Raw genomic sequence first — 26,497 nt, forward strand, 5'->3', positions numbered from 1 at the left:
GCTTAAGCTGCCAGTTTGTTGGCGATTGCGGATTCTTCGATGGCGGCGCTGCTGAAGCGCGCGGCCAGTGCGCACAGCGCGGTGACGGCGACGACGATGCCAAGGATGCTCAGCGTCTGCTGGGTATCGCCCAGGCCCTTCATCAGGAAGCCTGCGGCCACCGCGCCGACGTTGCCGCCGGCGCCAATGATGCCGGCCACGCCTCCCAGGGCGCGTTTGTCGACGAACGGCACCACGGCGTAGGTCGCGCCGCAAGCCATGTGGGTGAACAGGCCGAAGACCAGCATCGCGCCGATCGCCAATGCGGCGGTGCCGGCGTGGGCGAACATCAGCAGGCCGGCGCCTTCGCCCAGCATCAGCACGAACAGCAGGGTGACGCGGTTATTCAGGTTGCCCTTGGCGGCGAACTTGTCCGACACCCAGCCGCCCAGGGCGCGGGCGAACAGCGCCAGCAGACCAAAGCTGCCGGCGGCCATGCCGGCCTGGCCCAGCGTCAGCTTGAAGTGGTCGACGTAGTAGATCGCGGCGATGTTGTGGATGAAGATCTCGATGCCGAAGCAGGCGCCGTAGGTGATGAACAGCAGCCATACGCGGTAGTTGGCGGCGGCCAGCTTGAAACTGTCCCAGCCACCTTTCTTACCGCCTTCGATGGCGATGCCGGCGGCGCGCAGCTCGCTGTAGTTCCCTTGCGGGCAATCCTGGGTGTAGCGGTAGTAGACGCCGGCCATGATGATCATCAGGATGCCGGGCACGATCAGCGCGGCGCGCCAGCCGAAGCCCTCGCTCACGCCCAGCATGATCATCGCCGTCATCAGCAGCGGCATGACCGCCTGCGCCACGCCACCACCGGCGTTGCCCCAGCCCGCGGCGGCCGCGTTGGCGGTACCGACCACTTTAGGCGCGAACATCACCGACGTGTGGTACTGCGTGATGACGAAGCTGGCGCCGGCCGCGCCGATCCCGAGGCGGAAGAACAGGAAGCTCTCGTAGCTCTGCGCGAAGGCGACGCCGATGACCGGGATGGAGCCGAGCAGCAGCAGGCCGGTGTAGGCCTTGCGCGGGCCGAAATGGTCGCACAGCGGGCCGACGATCAGGCGCACCAGGATCGTGATGGCGACGGCGGCGATGTTGATGTTGGCGATCTGCGCCACGCTCAGACCGAATTCGCCTTTAATCACCGGCATCAGCGGCGCGCAGGCGAACCACGCGAAGAAGCAGACGAAGAACGCCATCCAGGTCAGGTGGAACGCCCGCATCTGCGGCGTCGAGATCGAGAAGAGCTTGATACTGGTAGCTTTGCTGGCCATTTTTTTATCCCGTTCAGAAAACAAAAAGGCGTCCGCTCAACCAAGGTGTTTGAAACCAGGTCGGGCGGACGCCGTTGTCCTGCCGGTCCGTCGTTGGACCAGCCGTGTGTATTTGGGAGGGATCGCCATTGATCCCCTGCTCCTTCTAATGCAAGAGGCGTGCCAATGGGTGCGGAAGGGCTGCTACAGAGGGAGAATGCGGGTTTGACGTTTCAGTGAAGAAATTACAAGCTTATTCCGGTGCGATGTTGCGGTGCACGATGCACGTTCACGGTGCGCGATGGCGGTGCGTTGTTTTATTCACATCCCACCCGGGGGTCAAGTCTAACATTCATACACGAACACATCCGCGAGAGCCGGCGCACAGTCAAGCTCATGTACGAATGTTAGACTTGACCCCCGGGGTTTAGCCGGCGGCGGCCAGCGCGGCGGCCACCATCTCGTCGATTTCGCCGCTGATGTTGGACAGTACGCCCGCTACCACCGAGAATTCCTTGCCGGCCGCGCCGGCCCGCGCGGCGACGATGCGGGCGTTGAAGGCCACCATCCGCGCCTGGCGGTTGATCGTCTCTATATCAGTGATCACCCCGCGCAGCTGCTTGCGCACCAGCCGCGCGTTCTGCTTGGCCTGCTCCTCATAGATGCCGGTGATCGCGTTCAGTATCCCCAGGGTCGGCGTGGTGATGCGCACCAGCTCCGCCAGCAGTTCGGCCGCCTGCGACGAGCCGCGCGCGATCGCGTTCAAGGTGCGCTCGCCCAGGTCGGCGAAGGCGACGATCCGGCGGTCGCCGTCCATCTTGCCAAAGTACGCTTCCCGCAGCTCCGGGCAGAACACGCCCGGCAGCCCGTCCGCCTCGCTCAGGAGCGACTTATGGGCGCCGCGGAACAGCGCCAGCGCCTCCTGCGCCGTGGCCGGGGCGTCCTCCTGCCCCTGCGACGCTAGCAGCGCGTACAGCACGATGCGCTGCGACGTGAACCGGCGCCGACCCGACAGGTTGATCAACGCGCTGAATACCTCGCCGGTCAGCGCCTTATTGACGGCGCCGGCCGGCGCCAGGACGGGCGTGGACATGTCCATTACGCCGCTTCCTTCGCGGGATGCGCCTGTTTTCGGTACAGGAACTCCAGCACCGCCGTGCGGTACTCGGTGTAGCGCGCGTCCTGCGCCAGCGCGACGCGGTCGCGCGGACGCTCCAGCCGCACGTCGACGATTTCGCCGATGGTGGCGGCCGGGCCGTTGGTCATCATGACTATCCGGTCCGACAGCAGCACCGCCTCGTCGACGTCGTGCGTGACCATCACCACGGTGGACTTGGTGGCGGCGACGATCTTGAGCAGCTCGTCCTGCAAATGGGCGCGGGTCAGCGCGTCCAGGGCGCCGAACGGTTCGTCCATCAGCAGCACTTTCGGTTCCATCGCCAGCGCGCGGGCGATGCCGACGCGCTGCTTCATGCCGCCCGAGATCTCGTGCGGACGCTTGGTTTCGGCGGCCGTCAGGCCCACCAGCGCCAAGGCCTGCATGGTGCGCTCGCGCAGTTGGGCCTTCGATTCGGTCTTGCCGAACACCCGTTCGACGCCAAGGTGGATGTTTTCATAACAGGTCAGCCAGGGCAGCAGCGAGTGGTTCTGGAACACCACCGAGCGCTCCGGCGACGGACCGGCGATCTCGCGGTTGGCGCACAGCAGCACGCCGTCGGTGGGCTTGAGCAGCCCGGCGATCAGGTTGAGCAAGGTCGATTTGCCGCAGCCCGAGTGCCCGATCAGGGTGATGAATTCACCCTTGCGCACCGTCAGATCGATTTCACGCAGCGCGTGGAATACACCTTTTTTGGTGTGGAAGACCATCTCCACGCCTTCGACATCGATGAATTTTGGATCGTCCATGACCGTGCTCCTTAGTTGGATACTTGTTCGTAGGTGAATGCCCGGGCCAGCGCCATCAGCGCCTGTTCCAGCAGCAGACCGACAAAGCCAATCGCCACGATCGCGATGATGATGTGCGGGACGTTCAAATTGTTCCACTCGTCCCAGACCCAGAAGCCGATGCCGACGCCGCCGGTCAGCATCTCCGCCGCGACGATGACCAGCCACGCGGTGCCGATCGACAGGCGTACGCCGGTCAGGATGTACGGCAGCGCCGATGGCAGCAGGATCTTGGTCAGCACCTTCCATTCCGACAGATTGAGCACGCGCGCCACGTTCATGTAATCCTGCGGCACGCGCTGCACGCCGACGGCGGTGTTGATGATCATCGGCCAGATCGAGCAGATGAAGATCGACCAGATCGCGGCCGGATTGGCCGACTGGAACACCAGCAAGCCGATAGGCAGCCAGGCCAGCGGCGACACGGGCTTGAGCAGGCTGATAATAGGGCTGAACATATTGCCGATGAATTGCACGCGGCCGATCAAGAATCCCAGCGGGATGCCCACCAGCGCCGCCAGGCCGAAGCCGATCGCCACCCGCTGCAGGGACGCCAGCAGGTTCCAGCCGATGCCCTGGTCGTTCGGGCTGTTGCGGTAAAACGGGTCGGAGAACAGCTTGACCGCCTCCGTCAACGTCACCATCGGCGTCGGGAAGGTGCTGTTCTTGACGGTGATGATCTGCCACACCAGCAGCAGGAACAGGGCGCCCACCAGCGGGGCGACGATCTTCATGGCGGTGGCGGAGACCTGCTGGCGCGCGCGCGTGGTGGAGTTGGCGGCGAGCGGGCGGCGCGGACGGCGCGCCGGTCTGGTGTCGAGCGACGCCGTTACCGGCGCGGCGCTATTGGGTTTGAGCATGGCGTTCATGGCATTCCTTTTTAGGGCGATGAATCAGGCTGGGGACGAAATCAGGCTTTGATCTTGAACGAGGCGGCGTACGCTTTCGGGTCCTTGCCATCCCATACCGAACCGTCCATCAGCTTGGACGCGCGCAGCGGGCTTTTCGGCACCGGCGTCTTGGTCATCGCCGCGGCGTCCTTGTATAAGTCGATCTGGTTGACGGCGGTGGCCACGGCCGCGTAGTCCGGATCGTCCTTGAGCAGGCCCCAGCGGCGGTGCTGCGTCATGAACCACATGCCGTCCGACAGGTAAGGGAAGTTCACCAGGCCGTCGTTGTAGAACTTCATATGATTCTGGTCGTCCCAGGTCTTGCCCAGGCCATTCTGGTAGCGCCCCATGATGCGCTGGTCGATCGCGTCCTTGCTGGTGTTGACATAGGACTTGTCGGCGATGACCTCGGCCATCTTGTTCTTGTTGGCCAGCGAGGCGTCGATCCATTTGCTCGCCTCGAGGATGGCGGCCATCATCGCGCGGCAGGTGTTCGGATTCTTTTTGGCGAAATCCAGCGTGGAGCCCAGCACCTTCTCCGGGTGGTCCTTCCAGATGTCCTGGGTGGTGGTGGCGGTGATGCCGATGCCGTCCATGATGGCGCGGTGGCCCCAAGGCTCGCCCACGCAGAAGCCGTCCATGTTCCCGACCCGCATATTGGCCACCATTTGCGGTGGCGGCACGGTGATGGCCTTGGCGTCCTTCATCGGGTTGATGCCGTTGGCGGCCAGCCAGTAGTACAGCCACATCGCGTGGGTGCCGGTCGGGAAGGTCTGCGCGAACGTGTATTCGCGCTTGTCGGTCTTCATCAGCTTTGCCAGCGAGGCGCCATCGACGGCGCCCTTGTCGGCCAGCTTCTTCGACAGCGTGATCGCCTGGCCGTTGTTATTGAGGCCCATCAGCACCGCCATGTCCTTCTTCTGGCCGCCGATGCCCATCTGGACGCCGTACAGCAAGCCATACAGCACATGGGCCGCATCGAGGTCGCCGTTGGCCAGCTTGTCGCGCACACCGGCCCACGAGGCCTCTTTACTGAGCACGAATTTGACGCCGTACTTCTTGTCGAAGCCCAGCACCGAGGCCATGACCACCGACGCGCAATCGGTCAGTGGAATAAAGCCGATCTTGATTTCTTCCTTCTCCGGCTTGTCCGAACCCGCCGCCCACACGCCACCCGTCGATAAACCCAACATACTTCCTCCCGCTACTAAACCTGCACCATGAATCACTTTTTGAATTACCGCTCTGCGCGAGACATTAACGTCGCTGGCGGCTGGTGGCAAGGCGGAATCTGCTGGTAGCTTCTTATCGTTCATGACTATCCCTCTGTAGACAGTAAAACCGTTCGGACAAAAAAAACGCCTACCCCCATGAACGCATTCATGTTCGGTAGACGTCGTTGTCTGGCGTGCCCCACCGCCGTTGGCGGGGCTCATCGGCGCATCATTGCGCTTGCCTACAGGCTATGCAATGTCCGTGCCAGCATTGTTTACAGAGGGAGGGAAAGAAAACGGCGACCACGCGCGCACCGCCGAATGGCTGGCCGGCGTCGCGAAAAGCGCGCCGGCGGTGCGCCTCGCATCATTTTGGACGGAGACTAAAATAAAGTATGAACGCGGCCGGATTAACCCAGCAGGTCTTCGACGTCGAGGATGCGCTGGGCGACCTCGGAGAGCTTGAGGTTTTTACTCATCGCCATGCTGCGCAGCTTTTGGTAGGCCTGCTCCTCGGTGAAGCGCTGACGCTCCATCAGCAGGCCCTTGGCGCGCTCGATGACCTTGCGCTCGGCCAGCTTGCTCTTGGTGTCGGACAGCTCGTCGAGCAGCTTCTGCTCGCGTTTGAAGCGCGCCAGCGCCACCTGCAGCACCGGTTTGATGCGCTCGCCCTGCAGGCCGGCCACGATATAGGCCGACACGCCGGCCGCCATGGCCGCCTCCATGCTCTCGGTGTCCTCGCTCTCGGTGAACATGACGATCGGGCGGCGCTCGTCGCGGGTGGCGATGACGATGTGTTCGAGGACGTCGCGCGCGTCCGATTCGGCGTCGACGATGATCATATCGGGCTGCAGCTGGGCGATCCGCTCGGGCAGGTACATGTCCGGCGGCAGCGAGGCGACGATGTCGTAGCCCGCTTCGAGCAGGCCGATACGCAGCACGCGGGCTCGTTCGACCTGGGCGCGCAACGCCTCATCATCCTCGTCGCCGGCGTGGATGATGGCGTTGACAACCACGATACGTAAATTACGCATGGTCATACCAAACCAGTAATTTTGATGTGCATGGGCAGATTCTAAGGCACAAAGGCCAAATCCTGCCAGCCCTCAAATTACCGCTGCATGCCCCAACGCTCGACTGTGACGCTTTCCAGTGGCCGGAATACGACGTTTTCAACCAGCAGTCCGATGAGGATCACGGCGGCCAGCCCGGCGAATACCTTGTCGGTGTAGAGCTCATTGCGGTTCTGGAAAATGTACCATCCGAGGCCGCCCTGGCCGCCCGTGGTGCCGAACACCAGCTCGGCGGCGATCAACGTGCGCCAGGCGAAAGCCCAGCCAATCTTGAGTCCCGACAGGATCGACGGCAGCGCCGCCGGCACCAGAATGTGCCATACGAGGCGCAGGCCGCTCAGGCCGTAATTGCGGCCGGCCATGCGCAGCGTCTCGGGCACGCTCTGGAAGCCGGCATAGGCGCCCAGCGCCAGCGGCCACAAAACCGCGTGCACGATCACGAAGATCAGACTGCCCTTGCCCAGGCCGAACCACAACAGCGCCAGCGGCAGCAGCGCGATCGCCGGCAGCGGATTGAACATCGACGTCAGCGTCTCCAGCAGATCGCGGCCGGCGCGGGTGGACGCGGCCAGCGCCGTCAGTACGAAGGCGGCGGCGACACCGGCCGCATACCCTTGCAGCAGAACCGCCAGCGAGATGCGCACGCGCTCGAGCAGCTCGCCGCTGGCGACGCCGCCGGCGAAGGCGCGCGCGGTCTGCACGAAGCCGGGCAGCAGGAGGTCGTTGTCCTGCCAGCGGGCGACGCCCTCCCACAGCAACGCCAACACAATCAAAATAAAGATCTTACGCAGCCATGCCTGCCGCCACAGGCGCCGGGCGAGCGGCAGCGGCGGCGAGATGGCGACGGCGCGCGCGGCGGCCGTGTTGGTGACGTAGACGTATTCCTGTCGCACCGGCGGATCGAGGACGAGGCTCATGACACGCGGCTCCACTCATGGGGCGCGCCGGCGGCCGCTGGCACCTCAACGGCATGTCCGTGCGCGGGAGCGCCGAACAGCAGTCCGTGGATGCGCTGCGTCGCCGCCTGGAAGTCGGTGCCGCCGGCGCTGTCCAGGTCAAACTGATGGCTGTTCAACTCCGCCCTGACTTGCCCCGGGTGCGGCGACAGCAGCAGAATGCGATTGCCCACCACCAGCGCCTCCTCGATCGAATGGGTGACGAACAGCAGCGTGAAGCGCAGCTCTTCCCACAGCCGTCCCAGCTCCGCCTGCATATTGCGGCGCGTGAGCGCGTCCAGCGCCGCGAAAGGTTCGTCCATCAGCAGCACCTCCGGCTGCATCGCCAGCGCGCGCGCGATCGCCACGCGCTGCTTCATGCCGCCCGACAGCGTGTGCGGGTGCGCGTCCTCGAATCCCGTCAGCCCGACCTTGGCGATCCAGTGCAGCGCGCGCTCCTCGGCGTGATGACGGTTCAGGCGCTTCGTCATGAGCAGCGGGAACATGACGTTTTCCTTCACCGTCTTCCACGGCGGCAGCTGGTCGAACTCCTGGAACACGACGATGCGGTCGGGCCCCGGCCCGTCGATCCGCTTGCCGTCGATGCGGATCTCGCCCACGACGGGCTTGATGAAGCCCGCCGCCGCCTTCAGCAACGAGGACTTGCCGCAGCCGGAAGGCCCGAGCAGCACAAAACGATCGCCGCGATAGACGTTGAAGCTGACGTCGTGCGTGGCGCGCGTGGTCCCGTACTCCAGCGTCACGCCGTCGGCGATCAGCAAGGGCGCCACGCCGGTGTTGGGACGAACCACTTGAAAGGCCATGATGTCACCCGCCTTTGGTGATGACCGGATCGTCGAAGAAGTAGTCGCGCCAGCTGGCCGGCTTCTTCTTGATCGCGCCGACGCGGTGCAGGAACTGCGCCAGTCCCAGGGTGTTCTGCGGCTCGACGCCGAAGCGCACCTCCGGGTTCTTGAAGATCTTCAGCAGCAGATCGCGATCGACCTTGCTCTTCGAGACGCGGATGTACGCGTCGGCGGCGCCGTCCGGATTGGCGCTCGCATAGCGGGCCGCTTCCGCCAGCGCGGCGGTGAAGGCGCGATAAGTCTTGGGATTCTCGGTGCGGAATTTCTCCGTCGCGTACAGCACCGTGGCCGAACTCGGGCCGCCCAGCACATCGTAGGAGTTGAGGATGATGTGCGCGTTGGGATTGCCGGCCAACTCCTGCTCCTGATACGGCGGATTGCCGAAGTGGCCATTGATCTCGGTGCCGCCGGCGATGACGGCCGCCGCCGCGTCCGGGTGCGGCAAGGTCTGGGTGAACTGGTCGAGGCGGGCGAACTCCTTGTCGCCCCACTGCTTGGCGGCGGCGTACTGCAGGATGCGGGCTTGCACGGAGACCGTCACGGCGGGCAGGCCGATACGGTCCTTCGCGGTCAGGTCGGCGATGGTCTTCACGTTGGGATTTGTGCTGACCAGGTAATAGGGAAAGCTGCCCAGCGAGGCCACGCCCTTGACGTTCTGCCGGCCGGCGGTGCGGTCCCAGATGGTGAGCAAGGGGCCGACGCCGGCGCCGGCGATGTCGATCGCGCCGGAAAGCAGCGCGTCGTTGACGGCCGCGCCGCCCGACAGCTGCTTCCACTCGACCTTGACGTCCACGCCGTTCTTTTTGCCTTCCTTCTCGATCAACCGCTGGTCCTGCGCGACGTTGAGCAGCAGGTAGACCACACCGAACTGCTGGGCGATGCGCAGCGTGCCCTCGGCCTGCGCGTTCGATGCGGCGGCAAGGCTAAGAACAACGGTGGATGCGAGCGCGCGGAGAGTCAATCTGGACATCGGATTCCTTTATATATGTTGAGGCATCAGAAAGGCGCATCGCCCTCGATGGTGGTGCGATAGAGTTTGCGGCGCAGGTGGTCGGGCGTGCCGCCGGCCAGGTGCATCAGCGAGCGGTTATCCCAGAACACCAGATCATGCGGCGCCCAGCGGTGGCGGTAGACATGCGCGGGCAGCACGCTGTGCGCGAACAATTCGGCCAACAGCGAGCGGCTTTCGTCCTCCGGGATGCCGACGATGCGCGTGGTGAAATGCTCGCTGACGAACAGCGCCTTGCGGCCGGTCTCGGGATGCGTGCGCACCACGGGGTGCACCACCGGTTTGACTTCATCGATCTGCGCCTGCGTCAACGCCGGGCGGAACGGACTGCGGCGGCGCAGCTCTTCGTACTGCGCGAGGTAGCTATGTTCGGCGCGCGCGTCCCGCACCGCGTGGCACAGCGCGGCGGGCAGCGTGTCCCACGCCAGGTGCATATTGGCGAACAGCGTGTCGCCGCCCTCCTCCGGCAGCTCCTGCGCGTGCAGCAGCGAGCCGAGACTAGGCTTCTCCTTGTACGACAGGTCGGAGTGCCAGAAGTGGCCAGCGTCGCCCAGGCCAATCGGCTTACCGTCCTCGATGATGTTGGAGATGATCAGCACCTCGGGGTGCGACGGCAGCTGGAAGTTGCGCAGCACGTGAATCTGCAGCGGCCCGAAACGGCGGCTGAAATCGACCTGCTGTTGGGGCGTGATGCGCTGGTCGCGGAACACCAGCAGGTGATGGTCGAGATGGGCCTTGTGGATGCGCTCGAAGTGGCGTGGCGACAGCGGGCGGCTCAGGTCCAGGCCGAGGATCTCGGCGCCGAGCGGCCCGTCGAACAATTCGATGTCGAAGGAGGATTGGAGAACGGCAGACATGGCACATCCATTGAAGAAATATGCGTCCAGTCTATGCCGCCCTCCATATTTAGAAAACGAAGCTTATCCGATATCGATATTCGGATTGCTGCTTAGATACGCTGATCCAACACACTTGACTGGGCGCAAGAAGGATGGACGCAGCGATGGACAATGCCGTGGGGCAATAGGCAGAATCGATGTTCAGCCGGCTTCGGATGTTCGATGGTTCCGCCGTGCGGCAGTAGCCGATTGCACAACATGATCGGCAGTTATCAATCCATCAGTGCGCGCCGCTTCATTTCCCCGGTTTGCGCTGGTTTGATCACTCTAGGGTAGCTGTTCCTCATGGCCGATCTGAATAACCTCGTATCGACGAATCCGGCACTTGTTGAACAGCACAACCGCCTCGTCAAATTAACCACGCCACTTGGCGAAGATATCCTTCTACCGCAACGGGTGCTCGCCCACGACCGTCTAAGCCGGGGCTACGAGTACTGGCTCGATTGTCTTTCGGTGGTCCACGATATCGAACTTAAAAAGCTCATCGCGCAGCCTGTCACGTTATGGGTACGACAGGAAAATCGAGAATATCTGCCCGTGCATGGGTATGTGCATACGATGAAACGCCTGGGCTGTGACGGTCAGCTTACGATCTACCAGCTCGCATTTGCGCCGTGGCTGCACTTCCTGAAATTCCGGAAAGATGCCAGGATCTGGCAAGACAAGACCGCTGAAGACATTCTCCGCGACGTCTTTAACACCCATCCACAGGCGCAGGGGAATTTCCGCTTTGATGTGAGGGAACCGGCGCTGCCGCGTTCTTACTGCACGCAGTACGAAACAGACTGGCACTTCGCCCAACGATTAATGGAAGAGGAAGGCTGGTTCAGCTATCACGAGCAACAGCCCGACGGTTCCGGGCATGTGCTGGTGATTACCGACACCACATTTGAGCTCAAGCCTATCGCTCAGGAGCAAATTCACTTCCACGCCGGGGACACCGAAGACGAAATAAACAAGATCACGCATTGGAGCGCGGACCGCAGCTTGGCGCCAAGTCAACTCACCATCAGAACGGACGATTACAAAGCGTCGAATGTGTCAAAGCAAAGCAATATTCTCGTCCGCGCAGAATATGGCGATCTACCTCCCCAGTTGGAGGTCTATGAATACACCGGTCCCTATACCTATTCAAAACAGGATCACGGCGACAAACTGGCGCGTTTAAAGATGGAGCAATGGGAGTCGAGCATGAAACGGTACGCGGCCGTTTCCGGCGTGCGCTCGCTGCCAGTAGGTGGCTGGTTCACCTTCGAAGACCATCGGGTGCATCAACCCGATGTCCCCGAGGACCGCCAGTTCCTGGTCATTGCGGTGGAATGGTGTATCGAGAATAATTTACCGGTGTCGAATACGGTGAAGAACTTCCCGGGTAGCCTGTTGGCACGGTTGAATGCGTCCAAGGACTCCATGGCGCGTGACATGGCGCAAGAGCTTACCGGCCACTGCTTCAATCGCATGGAAGTCCAACGCCGTAACGTGCCGTTCCGTAGTCCGTTCGAGCATACCAAACCCACTTTGCATCCGCAGACCGCCATGGTCGTCGGCCCGGTGGATGAAGAGATTTATACCGATCACCTCAACCGCGTCAAAGTCCAGTTTCGCTGGGATCGTCAAAATCCTGGCGACGAACGCGCCTCATGCTGGGTACGCGTCAGCTATCCCAACGCCGGCCAAGGCTGGGGAGGCGTCAATGTGCCGCGCGTCCGGCAAGAGGTCATCGTCACTTTTTTAAATGGCGATGCGGATCGCCCGGTCATCACCGGACGTCTGTATAACGAGGATCAGGCACCCCAATGGCATACGGACGGCAAGCTTTCGGGCTACAAGTCCAAGGAATACAAAGGCAGCGGTTTCAATCAGCTGGTGTTCGACGACACGACCGGGCAAAACAGAACACAACTTTATAGCACCAATGGCAATGCGCAGCTAAACCTCGGCTATCTGGTCAGCCAGCAGGGTAATAGGCGCGGCAACTTCTATGGCTCTGGATTTGCGCTCAGCACCGATGATTTCGGCGCTATCGTCACGCACAAAGGTCTATACCTGAGCACCTATGGGCGCCCGGGGCCGCAAGGGACGCAACTCGACGCAGCCGACGCCACTAGTCAGCTTAAAGCAGGTGCATCGCTTACCAAAAGCCTGTCCGAAACCGCATCCAAAGCAGGCGCGGAAGCATTAGGCGGTCAGGACGCGCTCAATCGATTCATCGATGCGACGCAAGACCGGTACGACGGCGATGGGCAGGGAGCCGCCAATCGCTTTAAAGAACCGATAATGCTGGCCGCGTCGCCGGCCGGTATCGGCCTGACCACGACCAAAGGCGCGCACGTGCACGCGGGTGCGGAGGTCACGCTGTCGTCGGGCACAGATATCAACGTCGCCACGGGCAAAAGCCTAATCGCCAGCATCGCCGAAAAAATTAGTCTGTTCGCCTTCAATGCCGGCATCAAACTCTTTGCAGCCAAGGGCAAAGTCGAAGTCCAGGCACAAAGCGACGATCTCGATCTGATCGCCGAAAAAGTCGTGCGACTGTTATCGACGACGTCGCGCATCGAAATTCATGCCAAAGACGAGGTGATGATCTCCGCCGGCGGTTCATTTATCAAGATCAACGGCTCCGGCATCACAAATGGCACGCCAGGCACCTGGACTGCCCAAGCGTCGATGCACACCATGCCGGGACCGACAAACAACCCCTATGTGATGCCGCATGTGGCCAAACCTGAACTGCAGAAGAGCGATGTCGAGTTCCGTCACCTCACCGACTGGGGAGAGCCGCTGGCGGGCGCCGCGTATAAAGCGACGTTAAGCGACGGCAGCGTTCGCAAGGGCGTGCTCGACGCGTTGGGCGTCGCCCGCATCAGCGACGTGCCACCGGGCGTAGGCGCGAAGATCGAATATGACTACAAGCCATTGCAGGCAAGCTCCACCGTCAGTACCGAATTGGACGACGACATCCACGAACTACTGAACTGGACCCCGCGCGGTCCGAAAAAGGGTCAAGCATGACCAAGCAGCCAGACGAAAGCGGTATGCTGGATGACACGTGGGCGCAGGTCGTTGGCGGCATGGATTGGCTCAAATCCGTGCTCTTCGGCGAGTTCTCCGACCATCGGCCGCTGTCGGCCGTCATCGCCGATATGTTGGTGAGCTTTCTGCCTGGTGTGGTCATCGTCACCAGCGCGCGCGACGCGGTCGCGGTCATTCTGCGGTTGGCCAACCATCCGGAGAAGCGCGAAGATTTAATGGAATGGGTGTTGCTGAGCGCCTGTTTGATCGTCATCGCCTTGCCACTGGCAATGGCTGCGGGCGGTGTGGCGGCGGCCGGCGTCGGTGCGATTGTCGGCGGCATCGCCGGCTCGGAATTGGGCGCGGCGCTGCGGGCGGTCATGCTGCTGTTGATCAAGGAGGCGTCCAAGCTGGTGGAACTGGTGCGTTTCCTGCAAAAGTTCATCAAGGGCGACGTCTTAAAATTTTTGCGCGCGGTTAAATTTGCGCAGTATGAAAAGGCCCTGATTCAGGCTGTGGCTAAGATCATCGGCAAGCTGCTCCAGATCGTCAAGTCGCTGCGCGCTCACTTGGAAAGTCTGCGGTATTTTGATAGTGCCAAGGCCGCTATCGCCAAACTAGTCGAGTGGGAGAAGAAATTTTATGCGGTCCAACAGGACGCGCTGAAACAAATTCCGAAGGCGCTTGCCGAACTCGATGTGCGGCTGGCGAAGGTTTTGGCGCAGGCTGCGCCCAAGGAAGCGCACACGGTGTCCGCTGGTGTTCAGGCTGAAAAAACGATAGCGGCGGTCCCTGCAAGAAGGCGGGTCAAGGATACGCCTGGAAACGTCTTGGCCAATATGGCGGATGAAACACCTGCTGCAGGTGCTGCAAGTAAGACCGAGACGCAACCAAAAGCGCAGACAAAAAAACCTGAAAATGCACATGAACCGCCGTTGCAGCCAGACCCAGCCCCTAAGCCTCCTGATGAGGGGCGCAACACAAAAAAACAAAATGCGTTGGATGCTGAGTCAGCTGCGCGGCTTGAAAAAGCCGACAAAATCGCTGAGAAAGTTGGCAGCGACATCAAAAATCATCCGCTAAGGCAGGCATACGAGGCAGAAGTCACCGGACTTAAAGAAGAAGCGGAAATGATGTCAAAATCAGGTGCCACAAAGGAAGCCATCGCGAGAAAAATGTGGGCACGCCGAAGGGGAATTGGTGTCAAATATAAAAGCATGACGCCGGAACCCTTACGAGATTACATCTTTGACTTAAACTCTAAAAGATATAAAGACCCGCTGGGCCCGTCCTTTGAGGTGTTGAAAAAGAAAGCAGAAGAAATATTGCTTGATCCGTATGAGGCGATCATTAAATCATCTTCAAGACCAAACGGCGACATAGATAAACTGCTATCGAATTTTAAAAATTGGCTTGCCATGAAAGACTCCACCTATTTGGACAATTCCCTGAAAAACATGAGAGATTAAAATGGAAAATCTGACAATCGCAATTAGTCAGTTTGACAAACCCGTCAATTTATTAAAGATAAACTTATCGACCGGCGATCGAGAGGTTATTTCCTCCGACGAGGTAGACGAGAAAGATGTTACTTTTGGGCTCTTTGATTTTGAGGAGAACGAAACCAATCCAAACTCAGTTGCTCTAATAGCCACACCAAGAGGACCACTGCTATTCCTTAAAGATGAAAAATACTATCCGGAAATTCAAAAAACAAAAATAAAAATCACAAATCATGGGAAATATTTTCATTTCCAAATATTACATGAAGAAAAGCACATCTTTGGTTTGTTCTACGAGGAAAAACTTGGTATTGGACTGCATCCATATAACAACACTCGTGATGATATTGATTTTTATTATTGGCTTTGTCAAAACATAAACAATCCTCTACTTTATAAGACTTACACCCGGGAAATGAAATATCTCAAAGAATGACAGCGATAGAAGTTCAATCTTGCGCTTGGCGAACCATCTGGAGGGATCAACATGGCACTACCCATTGTCCGATTGGGAGACTTTACTTCACATGGCGGCTCGGTCATTTCAGCATCTCCGACCCATAGCATTGGAGGCCTAGGCATCGCAAGGATGGGCGATCACGTTGGCTGCCCCATACCCGGGCACGGTGTAAATTTAATTATCGAGGGAGCAACGACATACTTAATTGCCGGACGCATGGTCGCTTTGCATGGGCATAAGTGTGCGTGTGGTTGCACCCTCATCTCCAGCCTAGCTACAGCAACCCACGGTTAAGCCGCCTACAGCTTTTTCACAAAACGCCATATCAAATGGGTACCTACCAAAATTTCCTGAACCACTTTTCGATGTTCAACAAAGAGCGTTTGGATGGGCTCACTGAAATGCACTTCAGTGGAATGACGCAGCAAGAAAGAGAGATGGCGTTCGATTACCTGTTGAGGCGCGTCGAAAAAGGTGGCACTGCGGAGACGGTAAACGGCATTTTTACTGCGGATTTCGAACGAGCCCTGCTGCCCCTTGCTCAGCTAATGGAAAGCGGGGCCCTGAATGAAGAAGCGCAGCTCGCGGCAGCTTCGAATATATTTCAAATTACAGGCGATAAAAAACTGCTACCTATTTTCATACGCTTTATGTCGAACACGAATAAGCATCTTCGAGGCACCGCCGCGAGGTGCGTGCCATTATCGTTTTTCTCCGAGGATCTGAGGCTCGCCCTTGAGACGATGATCAAGGCCGAGACCGACAAACTTGCGCGCATTCATGCTGTAAACGCGCTACTCCTCTATCACGACATAAACAAGGAGACTGTAGGAAAGAGAAAATACTCAAATATCTATCGGAACCTGCACAGCGAAGACTTACTTAAAATAGAGGAGGCGTTTAGGGAGATAGAGCGTCAATATGACTAAAGTGATGCTACTTACTTGCGACAACGCCCCATTGGGGCGTCGTCGTTGGCTGCTTGAATCAGCCCAACTCATCCTCATACTTGCCCAACCTAACAGCCGAACGCGGCGCAAGCTCATGCGCAGCGGTAACGGTCATACCCAGGTCATGCAGCTTGCCGTCCTCGATACCGTAGACCCAGCCATGCACGGTAACGTCCTGGCCGCGATCCCACGCGTCCTGCAGAATCGTGGTCTGGCAAACGTTGGAGACCTGCTCCACCACATTTAACTCCACCAGCCGCTTCGACCGTTCCTGGCTTGGCATCACATCGCCCATATACCGCCCGTGCTTCTGGTTGACGTCCTGCACATGGCGCAGCCAGTTGTCGACCAGGCCGAAACGCTGGCCCGTCATCGCCGCGTGCACGCCCTTGCAGCCGTAGTGGCCGACGATGATCACGTGCTTCACCTTCAGCACGTCGATGGCGAACTGCAGCACCGACAGCGCGTTCAGGTCCGAATGCACCACCACGTTGGCGATATTGCGGTGGACGAAAACGTCGCCCGGCGCAAGGCCCAGCAGTTCATTCGCCGGCACCCGGCTGTCCGAACAACCGATCCACAGATATTCCGGCGCCGCCTGCGTCGCCAACCGGTTGAAGAAATCCGGATCGCGTTCCACTTCCGACTCGGCCCACTTGCGGTTGTTTTCCAACAGGCCGCGCAACGGGGAATTGCTGATGTCTTGATCGCTCATGAATGCTCCTCTTCTACATAAGAAGACCGCCGCACCACCCAAAATGGGCTGCGCGGCGGTCCGATATTACGCGTCCTGCGTGACGTCGCGGTTACACAAAACGGTTACTCAAAAAAGTCCTTCACCTTGTCGCGCCAGGTTTTGCTTTGCGGGCTGTGCTTGGCGCCGCCCTCGGTGGTGAGCTTCTCGAAATCGCGCAGCATCTCCTTCTGCTTCTCGGTCAGCTTGACCGGGGTCTCGACCGCCACGTGGCAGAACAAGTCGCCCGCGAAGCCGGAACGCACGCCCTTGATGCCCTTGCCCTTGAGGCGGAAGGTCTTGCCCGACTGGGTGCCCTCGGGGATCGTGAACGATACTTTACCAGAGAGCGTCGGCACTTCGATTTCGCCACCCAACGCCGCCTTGGCGAAGGAGATCGGCATCTCGCAGTGCAGGTCGTCGCCTTCGCGCTGGAACACCGTGTGCGGCTTGATGTGGATCTCCACGTACAAATCGCCCGACGGCCCGCCGTTGGTGCCCGGTTCGCCGTTGCCGGACGAGCGGATGCGCATGCCGTTGTCGATACCGACCGGGATCTTCACTTCCAACGTCTTGTTACGCTTGATGCGGCCCTGGCCCGCGCACGCGGCGCATGGCTCGGGAATGATCTTGCCGGTGCCGTGGCATTTCGGGCAGGTCTGCTGGATGCTGAAGAAGCCTTGCTGCATGCGCACCTGGCCGTGGCCCGCGCACGTGGTGCAGGTCACCGGCGAGGTGCCGGGCTTGGCGCCGGAACCGTGGCAGGTGTCGCACTTGTCCCACGACGGCACGCGGATGGTGGTGTCGAAGCCGTGGGCCGCCTGCTCCAGCGTGATCTCCAGGTTGTAGCGCAGATCGGCGCCGCGATAGACCTGCGGGCCGGAGCTGCGGCCGCGGCCCCCGCCGCCGAAGATGTCGCCGAAGATGTCGCCGAAGGCATCGCCGAAACCGCCGGCGCCGCCGCCAAAGCCGCCACCGCCGCCCATGTTCGGATCGACGCCGGCGTGACCGTAGCGGTCATACGCCTCGCGCTTCTCCGGATTGGTCAGCATCTCGTAGGCTTCTTTGACTTCCTTGAATTTTTCTTCCGACTCTTTGCTATCCGGATTGCGGTCCGGATGGTATTTCATCGCCAGTTTGCGATAGGACTTCTTGATCTCGTCTTCCGACGCGTTTTTTGCGACACCAAGTGTCTCGTAGAAATCACGCTTTGCCATTTTGTCGGGACCTTGCTGTATTTATACTGTGTGCTGATTACGCTAAAAAGCCGAGCCGGCACCGCTTACACGGCCGCTCGGCTCGGCGCTCGCCGCTTCGTAGGGGAAGCGGCGCTCTTGCGGACAAATTACTTGCTGTCTTTGACTTCTTTGAAGTCGGCGTCGACCACGTCGTCCTGTGGCTTGGCCTGTTCGGCGCCGGCACCCGGAGCACCCTGCGCGCCTTCGCCGCCGCCGGCCGCAGCCTGCTGCGCCTGCATGTCGGCATACATCTTCTCGCCCAGCTTCTGCGAGGCGGTCGACAGCGCCGCGACCTTGGCGTCGATGTCGGCCTTGTCGCCCGACTTGATCGACGCTTCCAGCTCGGTGATCGCCGCTTCGATCTTCTCTTTCTCGCCCGCTTCCAGCTTGTCGCCGTATTCGGTCAGCGACTTGCGGGTCGAGTGCACCAGCGCGTCGGCCTGGTTGCGCGATTCGGCCAGCTCTTTCACTTTCTTGTCTTCTTCGGCGTTGACTTCGGCGTCCTTCACCATCTTCTGGATTTCCGCCTCGGTCAGGCCGGAGTTGGCCTTGATCGTGATCTTGTTCTCTTTGCCGGTGGCCTTGTCTTTCGCGCCGACGTGCAGAATGCCGTTGGCGTCGATGTCGAAGGTCACTTCGATCTGTGGCGTGCCGCGCGATGCCGGCGGGATGCCTTCCAGATTGAACTCGCCCAGGCCCTTGTTACCGGCGGCGATTTCGCGCTCGCCCTGATAGACCTTGATGGTCACGGCAGGCTGGTTGTCGTCGGCCGTCGAGAAAACTTGCGAGAACTTGGTCGGAATCGTCGTGTTCTTGTGGATCATCTTGGTCATCACGCCGCCCAGGGTTTCGATACCCAGCGACAGCGGCGTCACGTCCAGCAGCAGCAAGTCCTTGCGCTCGCCCGACAGCACCGAGCCTTGAATGGCCGCGCCGACGGCGACCGCTTCATCCGGATTGACGTCCTTGCGCGGATCCTTGCCGAAGAACTCTTTAACTTTTTCCTGCACCTTCGGCATACGGGTCATACCGCCGACCAGGATGATGTCGTCGATGTCGGACACTTTGACGCCGGCGTCCTTGATCGCGGTGCGGCATGGCTCGATGGTCGCGTTGATCAGTTCCTCGACCAGCGATTCCAGCTTGGCGCGGGTCATCTTCAGGGTCAGGTGGACCGGCGCGCCGTTCGCCATGGCGATGTACGGCTCGTTGATCTCGGTCTGCTGCGACGACGACAGTTCGATCTTCGCGCGCTCGGCCGAAGCCTTGATGCGCTGCAGGGCGATCGGGTCTTTTTTCAGATCCAGGCCGTTGATCTTCTTGAATTCGTCGATGATGTAGTCGATGATGCGCTGGTCGAAGTCTTCGCCGCCCAGGAAGGTGTCGCCGTTGGTCGACAGCACTTCGAACTGCTTCTCGCCATCGACGTCGGCGATCTCGATGATCGAGACGTCGAACGTGCCGCCGCCCAGGTCATACACGGCGATCTTGCGGTCGCCCTTGTCGGTCTTGTCCAGGCCGAAAGCCAGCGCGGCCGCGGTCGGCTCGTTGATGATGCGCTTGACGTCCAGGCCGGCGATGCGGCCGGCGTCCTTGGTCGCCTGGCGCTGCGAGTCGTTGAAGTACGCCGGCACGGTGATGACCGCCTCGGTGACTTCTTCGCCCAGGTAGTCCTCGGCGGTTTTCTTCATCTTGCGCAGCACTTCGGCCGAGATTTGCGGCGGCGCCAGTTTTTTGTCGCGCACGCCGATCCATGCGTCGCCGTTGTCGGCTTTCATGATCGAGTACGGCATCAGGCCGATGTCCTTCTGCACTTCTTTTTCGTCGAACTTACGGCCGATCAGACGCTTCACCGCGAACAAGGTGTTCTTCGGATTGGTCACTGCCTGACGCTTGGCCGGCGAGCCGACGAGAATTTCACCATCTTCTTGGTAAGCAATGATCGATGGCGTCGTGCGCGCGCCTTCGGCGTTTTCGATTACCTTTGGCTGACCATTTTCCATGATGGAAACGCAGGAATTGGTGGTTCCCAGATCGATACCGATAATTCTACCCATGATTTTTCTTCCTCTTTGCTAAGTTCAGATGGTACTAATATGTGGAAAAGCTGTATGTTTTCAAGTGCTTAAGTTCGGCTGACGGCGAAATATTTAATTTAATTAAGCCCGGCCCCGACATTACTTCGCTTGCGCGGCGGTCACGATGGCGGGACGCAGCAGGCGGTCCGCGATCATATAACCTTTTTGCAACACGGAAACCACGGTATTGGCCTCCTGGTCCGCCGGCACCACGGCCACGGCCTGGTGCTTGTTCGGATCGAGCTTGTCGCCCTGCGCCGGCTGGATCTCCAGCAGGCGGTTTTTCTCGAACGCCGCGGTCAGCTGCTTGAGCGTCATTTCCACGCCTTCCTTCAGCGATTCGATCGATGGCGACTCGACCTTCAGGGCCATTTCCAGGCTGTCCTTGACGGGCACCATGGCCTCGGCGAAGCTTTCAACGGCGAACTTATGGGCCTTGGCCACATCTTCCTGGGCGCGGCGGCGGATGTTCTCGCCGTCGGCCTTGGCGCGCATGAAGGCATCGTGCATTTCCGCCAGACGCGCTTCGGTGCTGGCCAGCTGTTCTTCCAGGGAAGGCTGCTGGTCAGGAGTCGATGGCGCGGCCGATTCAGCGGCCGCTTCCGGATTAGGTACCGCTTGATTTTCCTGATCTTGCATCTATAGACTCCTACTATCGTATTTGTTTGACATTACTTTTGTTACCGCACTGGCTGCAGGTGGGGCGATATCCTATCTTTTCAAGGGTTATTCTGCCCACTGTTTAATCAGCTCTGGTGTGCGCCGGCGGCGCGCGCGGGCGACGTCGGGCTGATCCGGTAGCTGGCTATTTTAACAGGCTGGCACTCACCGACCGCAAGTGCTGATTATCGCGGAACGGGGCGGGTGTGGTGTAGTTGTCACTTTTTCAGCGCTTGGGGACCCGCCCTAGTCGGCCGCGCCCAGTTGCAGCGCGGCGGCGCGGCCGGTTTCGGCGTCCTTCTTGCGCTCGTCGTGCTGGGCGGGCGACATCTGGGTCGGCCAGCCGATCATGTGCTGCTCGGCGATCTCGCCCAGCGCGGCGATCCACTCCGGCGCTTCGTTCAGGCAGGGGATGTAGTGGAACTCTTTGCCGCCCGCCTGCTCGAAGTCGTGCCGCACCTCCATCGAGATCTCCTCCAGCGTCTCGAGGCAATCGCTGATAAAGCCCGGACACATGATGTCGATCCGCTTGACGCCGTCGCGCGCCAGCTGGGCGACGGTGGGCGCCGTATACGGCTGCAGCCACTCGGCCTTGCCGAAGCGCGACTGGAAGGTCACCATGTACTGCTCCGGCTTGAGCTTGAGGGCGGTGGCCAGCAGGCGCGCGGTCTTGAGGCACTCGCAATGGTAGGGGTCGCCCAGCATCAGGGTGCGCTTGGGCACGCCGTGGAAGCTCAGCACCAGCTTGTCGGGACGGCCGTAGGCGTCCCAGTGGGCCAGCACCGAATGCTGCAGGGCGCGGATGTAGGCGTCGTGGTCGTGATAGTTGCGCACGAAGCGCAGCTCGGGGATGTTGCGCACCGAGCCGTAGTGATTGAACACGGCGTCGTAGATCGAGCCGGTGGTGGTGCCGGAATACTGCGGATAGGCGGGCAACACCAGGATGCGTTCGCAGCCGTCGGCCTTGAGCTTGGCCAGCACCTCCGGAATCGACGGCGAGCCGTAGCGCATGGCCATGGCCACGGTCAGGTTCTCGTGGCCGCGTTCGCCTAGCGCGCCCAGCAGGTACATCGCCTGGGCGGCGGTGTGCACTTTCAACGGCGAGCCTTCGCGGGTCCAGATGGTGGCGTATTTCTTGGCCGACTGGCCGGAGCGGAACGGCAGGATGATCAGGTTGAGGATGAACCACCACACCGCGCGCGGGATTTCCACCACGCGCGGATCGGACAGAAACTCCTTCAGATAGCGGCGCACGGCCGAGCGGGTGGGCGCGTCGGGGGTGCCCAGGTTGACCAGCAGAATGGCGCTGCGGCCAACGGTGCCGTGCTTGTAGGGAGGTTCTTTGGAAAAAGTCATGGGGGCAATGGCGGTTTGAATAGGACAGTTTGCCATTATAGATAAGAAACCCGCCGACTCCGGGGTCAGGTCCTAATTCCGCCATGTTAAGGGTTTTCGTAGGGCGGATTAGGCGGGACGCCGTAATCCGCCATGAGCCGTCGGCGGCGCTTGGCGGATTACGCTGCGCTAATCCGCCCTACGTGGTTCCGATGTCCGCTTAACTTAGCGGCATTCGGACCCTGCTCCGGATGCTAGCGGCGCAGCGTCAGCCGGCCCTCGGTGACGACGGTGCGATCGGCCCCCACCGCCGGTTGCGCCGCGCCGTTGTCGTAGTCGACCACCTCCGCGCCGGTGGCCGCGTCCGCGTGCGCCACCCGTATCCGCAGGCGATCCCGGCCGGCGCCGCCAGCGACGGCTTCCAGCACGAAATGGTAGCCGGCGCGGCCGTCGAGCCGTCCCGTGCCCTCCACCCGCGCCCGGCCTTCCCCGGTCGAGCTGGCACGCGTCACCGTCTCGCCGCGGAAGTGGAACGGGCCGGCCAAGCTGACCACCGGCGCGCCCGTGGCGGCGTCGCCGCTGGCCGCCGCCCCGTCAAGCGGCGTCCACAGCGCGAAGCGCAGCGGCGCGGGGCGATGCCCGGGCACGGTCGATGCCGCGCCGCCGTTCAAGGTTCCCTGGCCGCCCAGCGCCGCCCGTCCGGGCTGCTCGACGAAGACGTCGCGCTGCAGCTCGGTGGCGCGCCCGCCCGAATCGGTGACCAGCACCTTGATCGAGTAATAGCCCGTCGCGCAGAACCGGTGTTGCAGCCGCACCTGGCCGCTGCCGCCAAACTCGGTGAGCGTCGGCGCCGGCGACGGGCAGCCGTCGCCCCAATCCACACTGACCTGGTGGGTTTGGGTCCAGCCGTTGTCGACGAAGTTGAGCGTCGACGCCAGGTCCTGCCCGACTTCAACCGTGACCGGCAGGCCGACGATGGGGCCGAGCACCGGCGCGTCGGTGCCGCGCAGGCCGGGCCGCAGCATGACCAGGCCGGCGTTCGATCGCGCCAGGATCGTGCCGTTGTCATTGAGCGCCAGCGCCTCTTGCAACACCAGGCCGGCCGGCGCGCGGTACAGGCGCGTGGTCAGATCGACCGCCATCGCCGTGTACGACGGCCACAGCACGGCGCGCCAGATGGTGCCCTCGCTGGTGGAGCGCTGGGTCCAGCCGGCGATTTCGCCACGTTCGTTGATGTCGAGCGCGTGGCTGTGCAGGCCCGCCTCGACCGCCAGGCGCGTCACGCCACGCCCCGGCGCCCACCGGACCGCCCTGCGCAGGTTGTCGACCTCGCCGCTGCCCACCACTTCGCCGCGGTTGTTCAAGTCGCCCAGGCGAAAGTCGACGCCGGCGTCGATCCGGGTCGTGCCCGTGACCGGGCTCCAGAACAACCCCTTCCAAGGGTCGAACGGCCTATCGTTGATCACCCCGGCCACTTCGTTGCGTTCGTTGATGCGCTGGCCCACTCCGGAGCCGGTCGCCGACGGACTGAGGTCGGTCTGGGCGCCGGCGCGGTCCCAAAAGGTGGCGTGCAACGGGGTGCTGCCGTCCGTCGCGAAGCCGGTCGCGTAGCCGCGGTTGTTGATGGCGATGCCCGCCGAATACACATGGAGAGGCGGCCCGAGCAGGGTGACGCCGCCGTCCGGATTCCAGCGGACCGCGCGTCCGGCCCAGTCGGGCGACGCTACCGCGCCGACGATCTCGCCGCGCTCGTTGATGTCGATCGCGATCGACGGCAACGCGCCAGGCAGCGCGCGGATGCCACCGGCCAGCGTCCACGCGTAAGCTTGATCGCCGGCCTCGGCGGCGGTCGCCGAGGCGCCCACCACCACGCCGCGGTCGTTGATGCCGGCCACCGACGAGGCGCCGCCGCCGAGCGAGCCGATGGGCCAGAGCCGGTCGCCGTCGAAGAATCGGCTGGCGCGGTCCGGGAAACTGGTGGACGCCGCCTGGCCGCGCTCATTGAGCACCGCGGCGGTCGGTTCGGGCCCCAGGTTGATGACCGTGTAGAGGCCGAAGGGCATCTGGCCCGCCGGACTGTTTTTCGGTTGCGCCGGCGTGGCGTGCGCGCCGGCCCAGAACGGCAGCGACGCGAACAACGCGGCAACGGCGCCGATGATGCGGATCGATCGAGATTGCATGATGATTTCCCCTTGCAAGAAATGAGCGCAAGCAGGCGCTTGCGCTGACGGGACCGGCCCGCGCGGATCTCGCGCACCGGTCCCCCGCTCCGATACCGCTAGTGGCGCAGCGCCAGCCCGCCCTCCGTCACGACGGTGCGGTCGGCGCCGGCGCCGTTGTCGTAGTCGACCACCTCCGCGCCGGTGGCCGCGTCCGCGTGCGTCACCCGCACCCGCAGGCGATCGGCGCCGGCGCCTTGGGTGGCGCCGCCGGCGATGGCGTCGAGCACAAAGCGGTAGCCGGCGCGGCCGTTGAGCCGCCCCGTGCCCTCCACCCGCGCCTGCATGCCGGTGGACGTGGCGCGCGTCACCGCCTCGCTCAGGAACTGGAACGGGCCGGCGAGACGGACCACGGGCGCGCCGGCCGCCGACGCGTCACCGAGCGGCGTCCACAGCGCGAACCGCAGCGGCGCGTTGCCCCGTCCCGGCGCGGCCTCGGCGACGACGCCGGCCAGCGTTCCCGCGCCGCTGAGCGAGGCCAGCCCGGGCGCCACTACGATGACGTCGCGCCACAGCTCGGTGGAGCGCCCGCCGGAATCGGTCACCACCACCTTGACCGCGTGATAGCCGGCCGCGCAGAAACGATGTTGCAGCCGCACTTGGCCGGTCCCGTCCGCCTCGGTGACGGTCGACGCCGACGACGGGCAGCCGTCGGTCCAGGTGGCGCTGGCCGTGTGGGTCTGCCGGGGGGCGTTGTCGACGAAGTTGAGCGTCAACGTCACGTCCTGGCCGACTTCCACCGTGGCCGGCAGGCCGATGATGGGGCCGAGCACCGGCGCGTCGGTGCCGCGCCGGCCGGGGCGCAGCAGCACCAGGCCGGCGTTCGAGTCCGCCAGGATCGCGCCGCTCTCGTTGATCGCCCAGGCCGTCCGCAGCTCCAGGCCCGCCGGCGCCCGGTACAGCTGCGTGTTCAGGTCGATCGGCGCGGCGGCGTACGATGGCCAGCGCGCCGCGTGCCACGGGCCGCCGTCGGCCAGGGCGATCGAGCCGACGATCTCGCCGCGGTCGTTGATGTCGTAGGCCTGGCTGGCCACGCCCGGGCCGAGCGGCAACGGCACCACGCCGCGCCCCAGCGTCCACTGGAAGCCCCGTTCCCGGCCGCCGATCTGGGCCGTGCCCACCACCTCGCCCCGATTGTTCAGGTCGCCCAGCCGGAAGTCGGGACCGGCATCGATCGCCACCCGGCCGGTGTCGCGGCTCCAGAAAAACCCCTGGGCGCGGCCGGGAGCGGGATAGTTGATGACGCCGGCGACGTCGTTGCGTTCGTTGATGCGCAGGCCGAAGCCGTCGCCGCCATCCGTCGGGCCGAGGTCGGTCTGGGCGCCGGCCGGGTCCCACAACGTCGCGTGGGCGTGCACCTCGCCGTTGGCGACCGTGGTGTAGCCGGTCGAATAGCCGCGGTTGTTGATGGCGAACGCTTCCGACACCAGCGCTGGAAGCGGCCCCAGCGGTGTGGTGCTGCCGTCGGCATTCCAGCGGAAGGCGCGCGCGGCAACGCCGGGCGCCGACACAAAACCGACAATCTCGTTGCGATCGTTGATGTCGCGCGCCGCCGACGGCGTGGGGCCCGGCAGCGCGCGGATGCCGCCGGCGAGCGTCCAGGAAAACGCCTGGCCATTCGGTTCCGTCGGGGTCGCCGAGGCGCCCACCACCACGCCGCGCTCGTTCAATGCGTTCACAAACGTGAAGCCGCCGCCCAGCGAGCCGATGGGCCAGAGACGTTCGCCGTCGAAAAAGCGCGCTGCCCTGTCGAAATAATTACTGGAGTTGATCGCCACCTGGCCGCGCTCGTTCAGCACGCCCGACGACAGTTCCGGCCCCAGGTTGATCACCGTGTAGAGGTTCGCGCGCTGCTGGTCGACGGGAATGGTTTGCCGCTTGGCGGCGGCCGCGGCGTGCGCGCCAGCCAAGAACGGCAGCGATGCGAACAATGCGGCGATGGCGCCGGCGACGGCGCGCCGGCGCGATCTGATATTGCAGATCGATTGAAGTTGCATAATGGCTTCCCCTTGCAAGAAATGAGCGCAAGCAGGCGCTTGCGCTAACGCCACGGAGGGCGAGTGCGACCCGGCCCCGGTGCTGCCATTCACTCTAGGCGCACGCGGCGCGTGGACGCTGACGGCGCTCAAACGCGGGCGCGACAAGCGCGTGCAAACGGCCGCGCCGGTCTGGCAGGAAAGTTGGATGAGGGGAT

The 26,497-nt window shown here is 62.2% G+C and carries 22 protein-coding genes; 5 read left to right on the plus strand and 17 right to left on the minus strand.

Features of this window, described 5'->3' with window-relative positions; all coding sequences use genetic code 11:
• Positions 1 to 2: 2 nt before the first annotated feature.
• The 10 genes from JOD97_RS27525 to JOD97_RS27570 form a co-directional block, all read right to left on the minus strand.
• Positions 3 to 1,307 (minus strand): MFS transporter, encoded by a 1,305-nt coding sequence (locus JOD97_RS27525; RefSeq protein WP_209725616.1) that lies wholly within the window; start codon positions 1,305 to 1,307, stop codon positions 3 to 5.
• A 406-nt stretch (positions 1,308 to 1,713) separates the two neighbouring features.
• Positions 1,714 to 2,385, minus strand: coding sequence for a methyl-accepting chemotaxis protein (locus tag JOD97_RS27530; RefSeq protein WP_209725618.1), 672 nt, complete (start codon positions 2,383 to 2,385; stop codon positions 1,714 to 1,716).
• A complete protein-coding gene (locus JOD97_RS27535) occupies positions 2,385 to 3,191 on the minus strand; it encodes an ABC transporter ATP-binding protein (protein ID WP_209725620.1) in 807 nt (268 codons plus the stop codon). Before JOD97_RS27535 ends, JOD97_RS27530 begins: the two co-directional genes overlap by 1 nt.
• A gap of 11 nt (positions 3,192 to 3,202) precedes the next feature.
• A complete protein-coding gene (ntrB, locus tag JOD97_RS27540; RefSeq protein ID WP_209725621.1) occupies positions 3,203 to 4,099 on the minus strand; it encodes a nitrate ABC transporter permease in 897 nt (298 codons plus the stop codon).
• A gap of 41 nt (positions 4,100 to 4,140) precedes the next feature.
• Positions 4,141 to 5,313 carry a CmpA/NrtA family ABC transporter substrate-binding protein gene (locus JOD97_RS27545; RefSeq protein WP_209725623.1) on the minus strand — a complete coding sequence of 391 codons (1,173 nt, stop codon included), beginning with the start codon at positions 5,311 to 5,313 and terminating at the stop codon, positions 4,141 to 4,143.
• 431 nt (positions 5,314 to 5,744) lie between these two features.
• Entirely contained in the window at positions 5,745 to 6,368 is a 624-nt protein-coding gene (locus tag JOD97_RS27550) for an ANTAR domain-containing response regulator (protein WP_209725625.1), read from the minus strand.
• Between the two features lie 77 nt (positions 6,369 to 6,445).
• A complete protein-coding gene (locus tag JOD97_RS27555) occupies positions 6,446 to 7,324 on the minus strand; it encodes an ABC transporter permease (protein WP_209725628.1) in 879 nt (292 codons plus the stop codon).
• Positions 7,321 to 8,166 carry an ABC transporter ATP-binding protein gene (locus JOD97_RS27560; protein WP_209725630.1) on the minus strand — a complete coding sequence of 282 codons (846 nt, stop codon included), beginning with the start codon at positions 8,164 to 8,166 and terminating at the stop codon, positions 7,321 to 7,323. Before JOD97_RS27560 ends, JOD97_RS27555 begins: the two co-directional genes overlap by 4 nt.
• A 4-nt stretch (positions 8,167 to 8,170) precedes the next feature.
• Positions 8,171 to 9,178 carry an ABC transporter substrate-binding protein gene (locus tag JOD97_RS27565; protein WP_209725632.1) on the minus strand — a complete coding sequence of 336 codons (1,008 nt, stop codon included), beginning with the start codon at positions 9,176 to 9,178 and terminating at the stop codon, positions 8,171 to 8,173.
• A gap of 26 nt (positions 9,179 to 9,204) precedes the next feature.
• A complete protein-coding gene (locus JOD97_RS27570; RefSeq protein WP_209725634.1) occupies positions 9,205 to 10,074 on the minus strand; it encodes a TauD/TfdA family dioxygenase in 870 nt (289 codons plus the stop codon).
• A gap of 327 nt (positions 10,075 to 10,401) precedes the next feature.
• Between JOD97_RS27570 and JOD97_RS27575 the strand changes: the two genes are divergently transcribed.
• From JOD97_RS27575 to JOD97_RS27595, 5 genes are read left to right on the plus strand one after another with little or no spacing between them, the layout of a single operon-like run.
• Positions 10,402 to 13,128: a type VI secretion system Vgr family protein gene (locus JOD97_RS27575; RefSeq protein WP_209725636.1), complete on the plus strand. Its 2,727-nt coding sequence runs from the start codon at positions 10,402 to 10,404 to the stop codon at positions 13,126 to 13,128.
• Positions 13,125 to 14,597 (plus strand): hypothetical protein, encoded by a 1,473-nt coding sequence (locus JOD97_RS27580; RefSeq protein WP_209725638.1) that lies wholly within the window; start codon positions 13,125 to 13,127, stop codon positions 14,595 to 14,597. The genes JOD97_RS27575 and JOD97_RS27580 overlap by 4 nt, the downstream gene beginning before the upstream one ends.
• A 1-nt stretch (position 14,598) precedes the next feature.
• A complete protein-coding gene (locus JOD97_RS27585; protein ID WP_209725640.1) occupies positions 14,599 to 15,066 on the plus strand; it encodes a hypothetical protein in 468 nt (155 codons plus the stop codon).
• A gap of 51 nt (positions 15,067 to 15,117) precedes the next feature.
• Complete coding sequence (locus tag JOD97_RS27590) at positions 15,118 to 15,384, plus strand: PAAR domain-containing protein (protein ID WP_209725642.1); 267 nt, start codon at positions 15,118 to 15,120, stop codon at positions 15,382 to 15,384.
• 35 nt (positions 15,385 to 15,419) lie between these two features.
• Positions 15,420 to 16,019 carry a HEAT repeat domain-containing protein gene (locus JOD97_RS27595; RefSeq protein ID WP_209725644.1) on the plus strand — a complete coding sequence of 200 codons (600 nt, stop codon included), beginning with the start codon at positions 15,420 to 15,422 and terminating at the stop codon, positions 16,017 to 16,019.
• Positions 16,020 to 16,077: 58 nt separating this feature from the next.
• Here JOD97_RS27595 and can read toward each other — a convergent pair whose 3' ends face one another.
• From can to JOD97_RS27630, 7 genes are all read right to left on the minus strand, one after another.
• The gene (gene can / locus JOD97_RS27600) at positions 16,078 to 16,755 is read right to left on the minus strand and encodes a carbonate dehydratase (protein WP_209725647.1); all 678 of its coding nucleotides are present in this window, start codon (positions 16,753 to 16,755) and stop codon (positions 16,078 to 16,080) included.
• 104 nt (positions 16,756 to 16,859) lie between these two features.
• Complete coding sequence (gene dnaJ, locus JOD97_RS27605) at positions 16,860 to 17,990, minus strand: molecular chaperone DnaJ (RefSeq protein WP_209725649.1); 1,131 nt, start codon at positions 17,988 to 17,990, stop codon at positions 16,860 to 16,862.
• Between the two features lie 128 nt (positions 17,991 to 18,118).
• Positions 18,119 to 20,068, minus strand: a complete 1,950-nt coding sequence (gene dnaK, locus JOD97_RS27610) for a molecular chaperone DnaK (RefSeq protein WP_209725651.1) — start codon at positions 20,066 to 20,068, stop codon at positions 18,119 to 18,121.
• A 120-nt stretch (positions 20,069 to 20,188) separates the two neighbouring features.
• Positions 20,189 to 20,728, minus strand: coding sequence for a nucleotide exchange factor GrpE (gene grpE, locus JOD97_RS27615; RefSeq protein ID WP_209725653.1), 540 nt, complete (start codon positions 20,726 to 20,728; stop codon positions 20,189 to 20,191).
• A 267-nt stretch (positions 20,729 to 20,995) separates the two neighbouring features.
• Positions 20,996 to 22,105, minus strand: a complete 1,110-nt coding sequence (gene hemH, locus JOD97_RS27620) for a ferrochelatase (protein ID WP_209725656.1) — start codon at positions 22,103 to 22,105, stop codon at positions 20,996 to 20,998.
• 233 nt (positions 22,106 to 22,338) lie between these two features.
• Complete coding sequence (locus JOD97_RS27625; RefSeq protein WP_209725657.1) at positions 22,339 to 24,264, minus strand: hypothetical protein; 1,926 nt, start codon at positions 24,262 to 24,264, stop codon at positions 22,339 to 22,341.
• A gap of 98 nt (positions 24,265 to 24,362) precedes the next feature.
• Entirely contained in the window at positions 24,363 to 26,300 is a 1,938-nt protein-coding gene (locus JOD97_RS27630; RefSeq protein WP_209725660.1) for a hypothetical protein, read from the minus strand.
• Positions 26,301 to 26,497 lie beyond the last annotated feature (197 nt).

The sequence above is a fragment of the Duganella sp. 1411 genome (genome assembly GCF_017833525.1).
GTDB lineage: Bacteria > Pseudomonadota > Gammaproteobacteria > Burkholderiales > Burkholderiaceae_D > Rugamonas.